Here is a 14,201-nt window from a genome sequence, read left to right on the forward strand (position 1 = left end):
AATAATTCCTTTATTACTTAATAACTTCTTTATTACTTAATAAGCAATTGCCATGCCAAATCCATCTTATAGCATTTAGAAGGTTTCGTTTTGTAAACGTTTTATAATGCATCAAAATTTTGATGCAAAAAGAAACAACGTTGCATTATGCATCGTTGTTTCTTTTTCTCCATAAAGTTGTTCTATTAATTTTTAATATTTTAGAAGCTTCACTTAGATTTCCATTACAATAACCTAAAACTTCATTTATGTATTCATTTTCAACTTGTGTTAAACTTTTAAAATCTTTTGATTTAATTTCATTATTTTTTTCATTTTGTATATTGTGATGCTCAATGGCTTCTAATCTTATATCCTTTATATTTATGCTAGCACCGGTACATAATATAACAGACCTTTCTATCATTCCTTGAAGTTCCCTAACATTTCCTCTATAATTATACCTATTCAAATAATCTTCTGCACTTTTTGACATACAACAAATATCCTTATTATACTTTCGACAATATTTTTTTATAAAGAAATTTGAAAGTTCAACTATATCCTCACTTCTATCATTTAAACTTGGCACTAATAATGTTAAAATATTAATTCTATAATACAAATCTTCTCTAAAACTGCCCTGGTTTATCATTTGTGTAATATTCTTATTTGTTGTTGATATAACCCTTACGTCTATAGGTATAACTTTATCATCACCAATTCTCATAACCTCTTTTTCTTGAATAACTCTTAATAATTTACTTTGAAGTTCAAAAGGCATTTCTCCTATTTCATCCAGAAAAATTGTTCCGCCATGTGCAAGTTCGAACACACCAGTTTTTCCACCTTTTACAGCACTGGTAAAAGCTCCTTCAACATATCCAAAGAGTTCACTTTCTATAAGATTGGGTGTAATCGCAGCACAGTTTATAGCTACAAAAGGAGCATTTTTTCTTTTACTGTTATTGTGGATACTTTGAGCAAATAACTCTTTACCAACTCCAGATCCTCCTAGAATTAAAATTGGTGAATCATACCTACTATAAGTTTTGGCTCTATCAATACAATTTTTCATATATTTACTTTTATATTTTATATCATCAAAATTGTATTTAGCTACAAACCCTTTTTTCTGAAGTTTGACTCTTATTTGATGTTCAAGCTCCTGTATTTTAGTAATATCCTGAAATGTAGCAACAACTCCAGTTATTTTATTATCTACAATAATAGGTACTCTATTTGTAACAATTTTAGATCCATTTACCTCTTGAATTGCTCCAAGTTTCATTTGTCCAAGCTCTAACACTTCTATTAATTTAGTTCCCTTTACTACCCATTCTACTTTTTTCCCAACAGCTTCTTCCCCTGAAATTTGAAATATCTTTTCAGCAATAGAATTAAATATAGTAATTCTACCTTCTTGATCTATAGCTATTATGCCATCATGAATGAAGTTAATTATAGTTTTAAACCTTTCAGCCTTCTCCTTTTCAAACTTCAACCCTTTTAAAATTCTTCTAGCTTCCTGCATTGATGAGATAACAGACTCTATTCCAGATTCTATAATATAACTTTTGCAGTTTAATTTCTTGGCCATGGAACTTCCTATAACATCTCCCACAAACACTTGTACACCTTCATTTAGATGTTTATTTAATAATTCTTCTGCTTTTTCTTCATTTTTAATTTCAATTCTATCTATATTTAAATTTAAGAAATCTGCTATTGTTTCACACCCATTGATAATGTTTTTGTACCCTGCTACCCCTATCTTTCCTTTATAATTAATGAGTTCCTTAAATCCTCTTAAAATGTCAAAGGAACTCATTGTTAATTCAACCACTGGTATATCAACTGCCTCCTTTATCATAGTATAAGTTCCGCCTCTAGAAATTATTATATCAGCACCTTGTTCCACAACTTTTTTAGCAGCATTAACGCCATAACTTAAATTGCCAACCAAAACTTCTATATTACTATACTTTCTCTTCTCAATAACTTCCTCTGCTAAACACGCCAAATTTTTAAATGGAGCTATAAACACTATCTCTTTCATATTTATCTCCTTACTAATAACATTAAAATTTATAGTATCATTACTAAATTATACAGAATATTATTATAAATTTCAAATATTCAATAAAAGCTTCGCCCCTTAATAAGTATTAGCTACTTATTAAGGGGCGAAACATATAATTTATATTCAGTTTTAAGATATATTAATAAATGTTAAATGATCTATTCTTATACAAGCTGATTGTGATAAATTCGAGCCTTACTTGAAAATCTAAAATGTGAAAAACACCCAATCATAAGATAAGGTGTTTTTGTTAATTTGGTATAACATTTCAATTAAATTGTATCCTTAAACTTCCATCATCATAACTAGCTTTAATAATTTTCTTAGAATGTAATTTTTGTGGAATAACAAAATTTCTTTTTTCATTTTTAATGGAAATACTAACTTCATCCCCGTTTTGTAGTAAATTTAGTTCATCTTTAGAAACAAATGGCATATTTATATTTAAATAATAGCTTCCGTCTATACTCGATTTTTCAACTTCAAATATTTTATCCTTAAATAGGACTTTCTCTGCTTGTATTTGTTTAAATATACTTTCCCCCATATTTAATAAGGCCTCATAATTTCTAACTTCGCTTTTCATAAGCTCAATATTAAATATTGGTACTGGGTTAAAACTTTCTCTTATATCCCTTAGGTTTTCACTTTGAAGTTTCATCCACTTTTCAAAATAACCTTTTCCACCCTCCTCTGAAATTATTTTATTAACGATTATTGCGTCTACATTAAAATCATAGAGATGCAAATAAGAAAAATTTCTTTTGGCTTCTTTAACAACAATTTTTTCTGGAGTAGTAACTATTCTAAGGCTTACCTTATCCTTTTGTAACATTAGCTCATGAAGCTTGTGAATTTTGTCATAAAGGTTTTCAATTTCATCAAACGTTTTCTCATCAGGAAGTGGAATCTTTATTGTATGGTCAATTATCGGTTTTACAATTTTAGCTGCCTTCCTTTTCATAGGAAAAATCTTCTCCATCCACCACTTAAAAAGTTCTGGAAATTTTAAAAGAGACATGGTTTCTCCAGTAGGCGCACAATCAACTATTAACACCTCATAATTATTTTCATCGCTAATTTGCTTAATTTTAAGAAGTGAAATCAAATCTTCAAAACCTGGAAAAACCAATAATTCTTCAACCTCAATACCTTTTGCAGTTTTTAATAGCATTAATTTTTCTATATATCCCTTAATATTTCCCCAAATAGCCTCATTTTCAATAAGAGCATCTATCTCCATAGCTTCTAAATTATCTGAGATTTTCACGGGCATATTAGATAACTTTATACCAAAGGCATCACCGAGACTATGTGCTTTATCAGTACTCATTATTAGGACTTTTTTACCTTGCTTTGCAATCAGACAAGCAGTTGCTGATGCAACACTAGTTTTTCCTACTCCACCTTTACCTGTATATAAAATAATTCTCACTTTAATACCTCCAATTCAATTATAGAAAGTCTATTTTAACCTTATTAACTTCTTTTTTTATTTCTTCCTCGTGGTCCTCTGAAGTATCCCCTATAAAACCTAAGGCAATATCCTTTATAACCGTAACTGCCTCCTTCTCAAAATTGTTAAGCCTATGCACCACTTTCCCCGGCAAAATTTCCTTTATAATTTCATATTTAAGTATTTCTATTTTTATCAATTTTCTAATTATTTCTTTATTCATTTAATCCACCTTCTCCTTCAAATAAATAGACAAATAATCCTCATTAAAATCGGCTTTACTTATTGAGTACTTTAATAGTGAATTTGGGCAAGGAATATTCCTCTTAAAACTGCCTACTTTTATTGATATATCAAAACCTGTTTCATATAACTCTAAGTCCTTCTTGTCTCCAAAAGGCACGTAAACTTGAAGCTTATATCCATCTTCTACCTTCTCAAATTTTTCACTAAAGGTTACTTTCTGAACTTTTAATATATCCTTAACATCCAAAGAATCCTTTACTATTCTTTCTAGTCCCTCAATCCCATTAATATCAACCTCATACCATTTAATTTTAAACCTAGGAAGATTCAAAAATACCGAATCTATTTCTTCAATATATTTTTTTTGAATACACTTCCACTCATCAAAAAAACTATTATCTATATCAACTGGTAATATCCTATTAATATATATAGCATCTACATTGAAATCATAAAGATTTAAATACATGTAGTTCCTCTTGGTCTCTTCAATTACCATCTTTTCTGGAATCGTAACAAGTCTTATACTACAACTATCTCTATCCTTTAATAAATTCTGAAGTTCTGTAAGCATTTTATAAAGTTTTTCAATATCATTCATAGCTTCTTTATCAGGCATCTCTATCTTAAAAGCTATCTTTGATATTGGTCTAAGCATTTTTAATGCAAACTTACCAATAGGAAATAATTTCTCCATGTACCAGCTCATAAGCTCTGGAAATTTTAAAAGTGATATAGTTTCGCCTGTTGGTGCACTGTCTACAATTATTAGATCATAATCACCTTTATCATGTAAATCTTTAATTTTAAGTAGACAAAACAGCTCTTCCATTCCTGGGAATACAACAATATCCTCAAAACTTTCTATTTTTTTTTCATCTTTAAAAAACATCATTTTTTTAAAAGCAGCTTGTATGTTTCCGTAATACTTCTCCATTTCATAATTAGGATCAATTTCAAGGCCCCATAGATTTTCTCGTATTTCTGTAGGTTCTTTTTTTATTTCTATCATAAAAATATCACTTAAATTATGTGCCATATCTGTACTAACAATTAAAGTCCTTATCCCCTCCATTGATGCCTTCAAGGCATGAGCCGCAGCTGTGCTTGTTTTTCCAACTCCACCTTTTCCTGTGAAAATAATTATTCTTTTCATTTTATCCCTCCAAATTTTAATTCTCTTGATGAATAGTTCTTATATCGAAGTATTTTATTCTAAAAAACTCAGCTATACTGAGTTCGTAGATACATTGCGCTGGAGTCTAAGAACGTTCGCTCTGCATTTTATTATTCAATAATTATTCTTTTTAATTTTTTAACATGGAGTCCTTCCTCTTTAACTGGATTTGTATCTTCCTTAAAAACTTCAAAAACTTTATTATAAATACTTAAAACCGCAGAAATTTCATCCTCAGTAAGTTTTTCGTATATCCTAGTAATGTACTTAATAATATTAGCTTTTTCTTTCTCAATCACTACATTACCGACTTGTGTAAGGGTTATTAAAACTATTCTTCTGTCTATCTTACTTCTTATTCTTTCCACCATCATTTTTTTTTCTAATCTACCAATAACCCCTGTAGCAGTATTTAATGGTGCCATTATATATTCTGCTATTTCCGTCATATTAGCATTTCTTTTCCTATATAAAAATAATAAAGCTAATATTTCATTTTTAGAAAAGTCTAAAAATATCTCACTCCATTGCTCCGGAAAAAACAAAACCTTAAACTCATCAATGTAGTTAAAAACAATTTTTTCTATTTTATTTGCATCCATAAATGTCCTCCAAACTAGTTCTTGTATCGAAGTATATTTTGATTCTAGCACCGAAGTATTATTTTGTAAATACAATATCATTTAACTTAATAAATGAATTAGTTTTAGCAGATCTCTGACAAACATAAAATACTATAGTAAAATAAATATGAAACGGAAAACTTGAAGTAATTCATATGCAAAGGATGTAGACAATGGAAAAAAATATAAAAATGAGATATCCAACCTACCTTAAAGAGTTTAATTGTATAGGTGGAAAATGCACAGACAGCTGTTGTATTGGATGGGATATAGATATTGATAAGGTTACCTTTAGGCAATATTATAAGGTTAAAGACAAAGAAATGAAGAGAATGTTTCAAAAAAATGTTCATAATAATGATAATTACCTAAGTCCTGATGTAGATTATGGGAAGGTAAAATTGAAAAGTGGAAAAAGGTGTGCTTTTTTAGATGAGAGCAATTATTGTATTATTTATTCCAAAATTGGAGAAGAGTATCTTTCAAATGTTTGCACATCTTTTCCTAGAATAATTAATAAAGTAGATTTATGTTATGAAATATCACTTGATGTAGCCTGCCCAGAAGCTGCAAGAATTCTTTTACTAAAAGAAGAAGGAATTCAATTTAAAGAAAGTTACGAGACTTTAGGCAAACATATAATATCAAGTGATATTGAAACTAGCTCTAAAGAATATGATAATTCACCTATTAAGTATTTTAAAGAAATTAGAGATTTAAGTGTTAAAATAATACAAAATAGAAGATTTGATTTAAGTCAAAGACTTTATATATTAGGTGATTTTATAAATACATTAGAAAAAGAACTTAAACATAAGTATAATAATGTACCTAAATTCATTAAAAAATATGATATGGATTCAGTTAGTGATTCTTATGAAAAAAATCAATTAAATTATATTGTTCAGATGGATTTTTTCAAAAGGATGATAGGTTTCTTAAATGTATCTAAAGAAGTAGACAGTCTTTCTTTTAAGGAATATACGAAGCAACTTATAGCTGGATTCAAGTTTAATCAAGAGGAAGACATTAGTAAAAATTCAGATTTGTACATAAAAGCATTTGAAGATTATAATGAAAATATTATAAATAATAATAGCTTTATTTTTGAAAATTATTTAGTTAATTTTATGTATAACTATATGTTCCCCTTTTCTGAATCAGAATCAATATTTGATGGATATATTATGCTTTTAATAAGATTTTCATTTATTAGGTTTTATTTAGTTGGTAAATATCTAAATAACAAGCAAGATTCCAAAGAAAATATAACTGAATTTATTCAAACTTTCTCAAAGACCATAGAACATCACAGAACTTATTTAGTTGATTCAATAAATTATATAAAAGAAAATAAACTTAATAATATAGAATTCGCTAAAATTCTTATATAAATCTATGCTCCTTTGAAATAATATTTTAAAGGGGCATAGACTTATTATATTGCTTATAATAATTTACCCATTCTATGATGCTTATGACTACTCATGTCTTGGTCATCCAAATTATCTGTACTATCAGTCGAATTTTCTTTTATCGAATCCATTAGTTTATCCATAATAGTTGAAAGTTGATTTTTTTCTTCTTCTGATAAACATGAAAACATGTTATCGACTTCCGAATTTCTTGATATTACAATCTCATTTACTAGTTTGCGGCCTTCTTCCTTAAGAAAAACATTTGAAACTCGTTTATCATTCTCATTTACCCGCCGCTCAACATAACCACTACGTTCTAGTTTATCAACTAATTCGCCAAGTGAAGCTGGCCTAATTTGTAATTGTGTGCTTAATTCCTTTTGTGTTAAACCATCATGCGAGAGTAAAATACCCAATAAATGTCCTTGCCCACGGCCGATATTTAGATCATTGGCTCTCGAATCTCCATGATGATGTTGCCTGTGAGTCATATTAGTGAAATTATATATTTGATGTCGCAATTTTTCTGATAATGAATTATTCATATAAAACCTCTCCTTCTATTTCAATTTCTTGCTTCGAAATATCCCGCTTAAAGTTAACCCACAACCACAATCCTATTGTGCATGTTAAAATTTCAGTTACAGTCATTGACCATATAACCCCATGTAAACCAAAAGTATACTTTCCTAAAATCATAATAGGAATTAGTAACGTTCCCTGTACTATTGACATTAAAGTTGCCTCTTTCCCTCTTCCAGCCGCCTGGAATATAGCTATAAAAAGACCGGAAATACCAGCAAACAAAGATGAAATAAGCATAGCTATCAAAATGTATATTCCGGTGTTTATTACGTTAGTATTGTTACTAAATAAATGTACTATTGGTTCCCTAAAAATAAATATTATAAGTGATAAGGTTACAGTTAGGGCCACAATATAGGTCGCTGTAGTCTTTATTATACTCTTCATTCTTTTTATATTCTTAGCGGCATATGCATATGCGATTAAGGGTACGACTCCCATATATAATCCCATAGCAACAAATTCTGAAAGTTGAACAAGCCGCCCAGATATTCCAAAGGCAGCAACAGCATAGTCGCCATAGTATGCAGAAAAATTATTTAATAATAAGCAAGAAACAATTAAAAATGCATCCAATAAGAAAGCAGATATTCCTATTTTAAAGATATCTTTAAGCATGTTACTTGTTGGTTTAAATGTTCTTATTGAAACCGTCAAAGTATTACTTTTATATCTAAGGTAATAAACATAGTACAATACTGCGCCTATATTCGCAATGACTGTTCCAATTGCAGCTCCTACGATTCCTAAATGGCATGAAAAAATTAGTATAGGGTCTAAAACAATATTTATAATAACACTTATAAACATTCCATTCATTGAAACTGTTGAGGCTCCTTCCGCTCGTACTACCTGCTCTAATGCAAAGTTAGCAATTACAAATGGACTTCCTAAAATAAAAGCCATAATAAAATTTTTGGTAAACAAAACTGTATAACCTTTTGCCCCTAATACTTGTAGAATAGGATTAATTAATGGTATTGCAAGTAACATGAAAATACATCCAGCTAATAAACTTAATAGAAAAGTAACTTTCTGTTTTTTCCATATAATAATCCCCCTTAAACCTATTGTAGATATTCCTTTATTTATATAAAACGTCTCCTATATTCTTTTAATAAGGTACCTTACTATTATTATATTATTCCTGACCTCTTACCTTGTCAAGAAGTTTCTTAAGGTACCTTAACACTTCCGTTTTAAATAGGGCCTATGTTAAATTTCCTTATATAAACAATATTTATTATTAATTAAAAATATTTCTTTACAAATATCAATTACTATGCTACTATTAATTTATAAACAAAGAAACAAAATTTAATCAGTACAACAAGTGGAAGTGATTCCACATAGATATTAACTTTCATTAGATAAACTAAAAGAATCGCTAATAGAAAGGGGATAGTCCAATGTATCATATTAAATCTTCAGAGTTTTTAGAGGATAGTTCAATTTTATAAATAAGAGGTCTTAAGGATATGTGATAAGACAACGAAAAAACACTTTAGTTAAAAAATAATTACTATTCTCTACTTAATTAAAAATTAAATAAATGTATATATTTAAAGGGAGTTCTTAAAAAGAACTCCCTTTTACTTTATCCCTTTAAAATTTTCTTCTACCTCTTTTTATCTTATTTAAATAAATTTTTCTTATTATAATTACTATTCCAATTAAAAATAAAATAAATATTCCAGCAGCCACAAGATATATAGGCATATCATTTTTTACTAAAGTTGCTTTAGTAACCGTTGAATAAAGCTTGTAAGACTTTACTTTTCCTTTTTCAGTTAATGTCAAGGTTCCAATGCTTTTGTTCCCTTCAAGACTAGAAAGATCAATGCTTGTTAAATTTATGTTTTCCTTTAAATCTTTTTTGTTAGCTTCGTTGTTGTAATAACTAACGTCCTCTTTAACTACCAATGGTACACTAACAGTTTTCTCTGGTCCAAAGAAGCCAAGAGGTTTGTATTTTAATATTTCAGTTTTTACAACTGAATTGTTCGCATGTAATATTGTTTTCTGTAAATCATAACTATTGTTAATTATTTTTTCCATATCATCGAAAACATAAGTGTCGTTGGAATTTTTAACTGAATCCATAACTACGCCCATAATTTCCCTTCCATTTCTTACATAAAAGGCTACAAGGCATCTACCAGCTGGTGTAGTATATCCTGTTTTACCACCAATACAACCGTCAACCCCAAGCAATTTGTTGCTATTTTTAATTTCAAATGTTGTGCCTATCGATGTTGACAAAGTATTTTGCTTTTTACCCATTGACTCTTTTATCCATGGGTTTAAAAATGCGGACCTAGCCAATATACTCATATCATAAGATGTAGTATAATGCTCTGGATCATGAAGCCCGTTAGGAGTTACAAAATGGGTTCCTGTCATTTTCAGTTTTGCCGCCTTATCATTCATCATTTTCAAAAAGTTTGTAGCATTTCCTGAAACGTTGTCAGCAATCATATAGGCAGCATCATTTGCTGAATATAGTAAGAGACCATCCATTACGTCAGAACCTGACATTTTTTCATCAAGTCCGATTGGATGAAAATTAACATTTAATGAATCCGCGGGCTGAGATTTTGCACTTTTCGTATATCCTATTTCATCAGTTTTCTTCCTGTTCTCAGCGAGCAATAATGCGGTCATTAGTTTTGTTGTACTCGCTGGGTACATTCTCTCGTCTACATTTTTTGCGTAAATTATTTCCCCTGTTGCAACATCTACTGTGATAGCCGCTTTCCCATATATTGTTGGTAAATTATTAGTACCTTTGTTACCCGCAGCGAAAACATTTGAACTCATAGAAAATACTAGAAATAAAACAATCATAATAATAAATCTTTTCTGTTTCAACTTACATCTCTCCATTATTTAAATTTATTGTGTTTTCATTATAAAATACAGTTTTTAGTATAGCATTTTACAAGATAATTGAAAATAGAGTTTTAAATAAATACTATTAAAAAGTTATAATATTATTCCTTTTAAGAATATGTACCTAAAACAAAAAACAGATGCAATTTTGCATCTGTTAATGGTGGGACTTTCAAAAAATCAACGATGAGAATATAGCCATTTAACAAAATCATTTTTAATATCTAAAGAAACTTCATGGCCAACTGGGTAAAGTTTGTAAGTTACTTTTTCATCTCTAGCTTTAAAAAAATCGTAGTTATCCTTTCCTACACTTACTGGGAATATGGGGTCAAACTCTCCATGAGAAATAAAAACCAACAAATTTGATAGTGGTTTAGTAACATGCTTTACTTTAACGTGCTTTGGAATATAACCACTTAATGCAATAATACCTTTGAGTTTGTCACCCATAATAAGTGCTAAGGTCATAGATAAAATAGCTCCTTGACTAAAACCTAACAAATATTGATTTGTTGTATCAATTGGATAACTCTTGGGTGCATTATTTATGAACTCTTTTAAGTTTGCTACAACACTGTCAAAGGAATCTATATCTGGATTACCATAACTTTTTATATTAAAATATGCAAACCCATTGTCCTTAAGTATAGGCCCCCTAATCCCTATGAGAATAAAATCGTTTTGTAACTCTTCTATTAGATTAAGGATATTCTTTTCATTACTTCCCATTCCATGCATAGCATAAATTACAGGATATTTTTTCTCTTTCACCAAATTAGAAGGAAGATGGACAGTAAATAAAAATGGACTTTTCATAAAATCACCTCCTCATAAAATAAAGATTGTACCATGAATATATTCTCCTTTAGCAAATTGATAATTTGAATTACTAACTAATATCAAATATTAATTAGAATATATCAAATTATCCATTGTTTGTCAATGTAAGTGGCAACTACTATCAATAAATCTAAATATTCCATAAGCAAGAATTTAGATTTAATAGTATAATTATAGAATATAAAGATTATAGGGGGAGAGTTATTTATGAATAATAAGAAAGTTTGCGTAGTTGGCCTCGGCGGTGTTGGAGGATACCTGGGATGTATGCTTGCTCATCATTATGATAATATATATTTTTTCGCCAGGGGAGAGAGGCTTACGTCCATCAAAAAAAACGGACTGAAATTGTACAGCGATGCTTTTGGTGAATTCACGACTTATCCTGCAATGGCAAGTAATAAGGCTGAAGCAATGGGAGTAATGGATTATATCATTCTTAGTGTAAAGAATTTTTCATTGGAAAAAGTCTGCACAGAAATCTTGCCAATGATTGATCAGCATACTATAATCATACCACTGCTTAACGGTGTTGGAACTTCCGATAATATACGGAAATTTATTGGAAAAGGACATGTTTTGGATGGCTTGATTTACATCACAACAGGAGCTAATAAAGATTTTTCCATACACCACACTAGCGCTTATGGTGTAGTTCATATAGGTTATGACCTACAAAATCAATATGATGAGAACATATTATCAGAAGTGCAAAAATTATTACAGGGTGCAAATATTACATGCGTAATAGAAAATGATATAGAAACTGCTATTTGGACAAAATATATATTGAATTGTGCTTATAATGTGGTAACAGCTTATTATAAAGCAACAACTGAAGACATCAGAAAAGATGAAATTGCCATTCAACAGCTGAAATCACTACTTGAGGAAGCGTGTAGCGTGGCACGTAGGCTAAAAGTTAATATTCCAGATGACCTGGAAGAAGTACAAATGAATCATATACTACAAAAACAATCTGGATCAGCGACAAGTTCTTTAAATAGAGACATTACTTTAGGAAGACAAAATGAGCTGGAGACCTTCTCTGGACAATTACTTGAATCAGCATCAAGCTGCCAACTGAAAATTCCTATGACTGAATTTTTTTATAAGGAATTAAAAGAAAGAAGTATAAATAATGACTAAACCAGAATAAAATTATCTCCAAAGGTAAGAACGCAATTTATTAAAGAGAGCATTTCTATGCTCTCTTTGCTATAAAAGCTAACCAAATCGAATAAAATTTTGGTTTAAAATGCAATCCGTCAGCCATTCTTATACTTGATGAACTTACATTTATACTTGATGTATCCAGGAATGTTATCCTATTTGATGTTGCTAATCCCTTTATTATAGTATTACATTTAGCTACTTCAATATTTTTTACTCTACTACATGTTGCATTAACTTTAAATATTGGTTCTACAATTATCTTTGATTTTGGATATTTTTTTTTAGCTGTTACTATTAAATCATTGTACAAATTTTTGAAATTAGTTACATTTAATCTATCAAAACCTAAATTATTTACACCACACATTATTATTACTCTTTTGGGTGACTTAACTTTTGATGCTATTAATAAATTCTTTATATCTACAATTGTTGCTCCACCTTTGGCTATTAGTTTACTGGGAGCCATATATCCATAAGATCCCATACGATAGGTTATAGAATCTCCTACAAATACATCATTATTAAAAAAGGTTGAAAATGGTACTGGACTTGCACTTGCTTTAGCTGAATAAGCACTATTAACTTTAGTTTTTCCATCTATTATATATGCTCTAATACTATAGAAGTAAGTTATATTGTTTGTAAGTCCAGTATTAGTATAACTTGATTGTGTAGGTGCTGTTATTAAAATATAAGGCCCTTTAAGAGATGTTGCTCTATAAACTCCATATCCTTTGGCTTCACTCACTGGACTCCAGCTAATATTAATGCTATCACATGTAGATGGTACTACTTTTACTGAAATTACTGGATTTACTGAGGTTATTGAAGTTACCACTGATATTGCTTTAACATTTATCAATGGAAAAACTATATTAATTAATAATAATATAGACATCATTATTGTTACCATATTATTTTTATTTTTATACATTTATGTATCACTCCTATTATTTTAGAAATTTGAATCCATCAATATAGAAAAACTAAAAAATAGCCACTCTCTTTTCAGGAGAATGGCTATTGACTATCGCTTACATTATTCGTACCATATAAGCTATACTATGCATAATGTATTTAAAATATTCTATACTCTAACTATATATTTTATCATGCAACATGTCCGTTATTTAATTTTTTCATTTTATTTTTACTCATCAATTTAAATGCATAAGAAACAATAAATGGACAAAGGATAGCAGATACTACACATGATGCTGCAACTTGTGCAGTGGCTACTGTTGCTATAGCAATTAATGATGGATCTGCTCCTGCAATAATAGCTGGCGTCGCTACAGCATTTCCTGCAGTTGACCCTGTTGCGAGTCCTATTATAGGCTCTTCTTTAAACAATTTCAAAAGTACATATGCTCCTATTCCAGTAAATGAAGCTATTATTCCGAGTAGTATTCCAGGACCTCCAGCTTTTACAATAGTTCCAAGATTCATTCCTGCACCTAATGGGAAAGAAAAGAATGGGATTAATAACAATCCACTGCTTCCAAGGAATTTTCTCATATCAAGATCAATGTTTCCTAAAATCATTCCTATTAATATTGGAACTAATACTGCTACAAGTGCCATAAAAGGAACTTGAGCAAGTCCTGATGCACCTAATGCAACTAATGTAAAAAATGGACCATCTTTTAAAGACAATAAAGCATAAGCACCTACATCAGTTTCATCACCATATTGTGAAGCAAGAGATGCATATAATCCA

General features: G+C 29.6%; 13 protein-coding genes. 2 read left to right on the forward strand and 11 right to left on the reverse strand.

Features of this window, described 5'->3' with window-relative positions:
* Positions 1–145 precede the first annotated feature (145 nt).
* The 5 genes from VIM70_RS04785 to VIM70_RS04805 all read right to left on the reverse strand — a co-directional run bounded on the left by VIM70_RS04785 (position 146) and on the right by VIM70_RS04805 (position 5,543).
* Entirely contained in the window at positions 146–2,038 is a 1,893-nt protein-coding gene (locus VIM70_RS04785; protein ID WP_331944591.1) for a sigma 54-interacting transcriptional regulator, read from the reverse strand.
* Positions 2,039–2,330: 292 nt separating this feature from the next.
* The gene (locus VIM70_RS04790) at positions 2,331–3,497 is read right to left on the reverse strand and encodes an ArsA family ATPase (RefSeq protein ID WP_331944592.1); all 1,167 of its coding nucleotides are present in this window, start codon (positions 3,495–3,497) and stop codon (positions 2,331–2,333) included.
* Between the two features lie 19 nt (positions 3,498–3,516).
* Positions 3,517–3,741: a hypothetical protein gene (locus VIM70_RS04795; RefSeq protein ID WP_331944593.1), complete on the reverse strand. Its 225-nt coding sequence runs from the start codon at positions 3,739–3,741 to the stop codon at positions 3,517–3,519.
* A complete protein-coding gene (locus tag VIM70_RS04800) occupies positions 3,742–4,920 on the reverse strand; it encodes an ArsA family ATPase (RefSeq protein ID WP_331944594.1) in 1,179 nt (392 codons plus the stop codon). It lies immediately after the preceding gene.
* 131 nt (positions 4,921–5,051) lie between these two features.
* Complete coding sequence (locus VIM70_RS04805; RefSeq protein WP_331944595.1) at positions 5,052–5,543, reverse strand: MarR family transcriptional regulator; 492 nt, start codon at positions 5,541–5,543, stop codon at positions 5,052–5,054.
* Between the two features lie 194 nt (positions 5,544–5,737).
* Between VIM70_RS04805 and fliB the strand changes: the two genes are divergently transcribed.
* Positions 5,738–6,958 carry a flagellin lysine-N-methylase gene (gene fliB / locus VIM70_RS04810; RefSeq protein ID WP_331944596.1) on the forward strand — a complete coding sequence of 407 codons (1,221 nt, stop codon included), beginning with the start codon at positions 5,738–5,740 and terminating at the stop codon, positions 6,956–6,958.
* A 53-nt stretch (positions 6,959–7,011) separates the two neighbouring features.
* Here the strand turns inward: fliB and VIM70_RS04815 are convergent, their stop codons facing one another.
* The 4 genes from VIM70_RS04815 to VIM70_RS04830 all read right to left on the reverse strand — a co-directional run bounded on the left by VIM70_RS04815 (position 7,012) and on the right by VIM70_RS04830 (position 11,278).
* A complete protein-coding gene (locus VIM70_RS04815; RefSeq protein ID WP_331944597.1) occupies positions 7,012–7,527 on the reverse strand; it encodes a MarR family transcriptional regulator in 516 nt (171 codons plus the stop codon).
* Positions 7,520–8,659 (reverse strand): MATE family efflux transporter, encoded by a 1,140-nt coding sequence (locus VIM70_RS04820; protein WP_331944603.1) that lies wholly within the window; start codon positions 8,657–8,659, stop codon positions 7,520–7,522. The genes VIM70_RS04815 and VIM70_RS04820 overlap by 8 nt, the downstream gene beginning before the upstream one ends.
* A gap of 513 nt (positions 8,660–9,172) precedes the next feature.
* Positions 9,173–10,438, reverse strand: a complete 1,266-nt coding sequence (locus VIM70_RS04825) for a D-alanyl-D-alanine carboxypeptidase family protein (protein WP_331944598.1) — start codon at positions 10,436–10,438, stop codon at positions 9,173–9,175.
* Positions 10,439–10,639: 201 nt separating this feature from the next.
* Entirely contained in the window at positions 10,640–11,278 is a 639-nt protein-coding gene (locus VIM70_RS04830; protein WP_331944599.1) for an alpha/beta hydrolase, read from the reverse strand.
* 231 nt (positions 11,279–11,509) lie between these two features.
* Here VIM70_RS04830 and VIM70_RS04835 point away from each other — a divergent pair, with 231 nt between their 5' ends.
* Entirely contained in the window at positions 11,510–12,451 is a 942-nt protein-coding gene (locus VIM70_RS04835) for a 2-dehydropantoate 2-reductase (RefSeq protein ID WP_331944600.1), read from the forward strand.
* A gap of 55 nt (positions 12,452–12,506) precedes the next feature.
* Here VIM70_RS04835 and VIM70_RS04840 read toward each other — a convergent pair whose 3' ends face one another.
* Positions 12,507–13,415 carry an SGNH/GDSL hydrolase family protein gene (locus VIM70_RS04840; RefSeq protein WP_331944601.1) on the reverse strand — a complete coding sequence of 303 codons (909 nt, stop codon included), beginning with the start codon at positions 13,413–13,415 and terminating at the stop codon, positions 12,507–12,509.
* 176 nt (positions 13,416–13,591) lie between these two features.
* The coding region (locus tag VIM70_RS04845; protein WP_331944602.1) for a 2-keto-3-deoxygluconate permease at positions 13,592–14,201 on the reverse strand (610 nt) is incomplete at its 5' end.

Origin of the sequence: Clostridium sp. (assembly GCF_036569345.1) — a bacterium.
Lineage (GTDB): Bacteria > Bacillota > Clostridia > Clostridiales > Clostridiaceae > Clostridium_AD.

Bases quoted from the DNA above. Each gene is read 5' to 3' on its own strand.
- VIM70_RS04785 (WP_331944591.1), bottom strand. From the start codon at position 2,038: ATGAAAGAGATAGTGTTTATAGCTCCATTTAAAAATTTGGCGTGTTTA.
- VIM70_RS04830 (WP_331944599.1), bottom strand. From the start codon at position 11,278: ATGAAAAGTCCATTTTTATTTACTGTCCATCTTCCTTCTAATTTGGTG.
- VIM70_RS04815 (WP_331944597.1), bottom strand. From the start codon at position 7,527: ATGAATAATTCATTATCAGAAAAATTGCGACATCAAATATATAATTTC.
- fliB (WP_331944596.1), top strand. From the start codon at position 5,738: ATGGAAAAAAATATAAAAATGAGATATCCAACCTACCTTAAAGAGTTT.
- VIM70_RS04840 (WP_331944601.1), bottom strand. From the start codon at position 13,415: ATGTATAAAAATAAAAATAATATGGTAACAATAATGATGTCTATATTA.
- VIM70_RS04800 (WP_331944594.1), bottom strand. From the start codon at position 4,920: ATGAAAAGAATAATTATTTTCACAGGAAAAGGTGGAGTTGGAAAAACA.
- VIM70_RS04805 (WP_331944595.1), bottom strand. From the start codon at position 5,543: ATGGATGCAAATAAAATAGAAAAAATTGTTTTTAACTACATTGATGAG.
- VIM70_RS04795 (WP_331944593.1), bottom strand. From the start codon at position 3,741: ATGAATAAAGAAATAATTAGAAAATTGATAAAAATAGAAATACTTAAA.
- VIM70_RS04835 (WP_331944600.1), top strand. From the start codon at position 11,510: ATGAATAATAAGAAAGTTTGCGTAGTTGGCCTCGGCGGTGTTGGAGGA.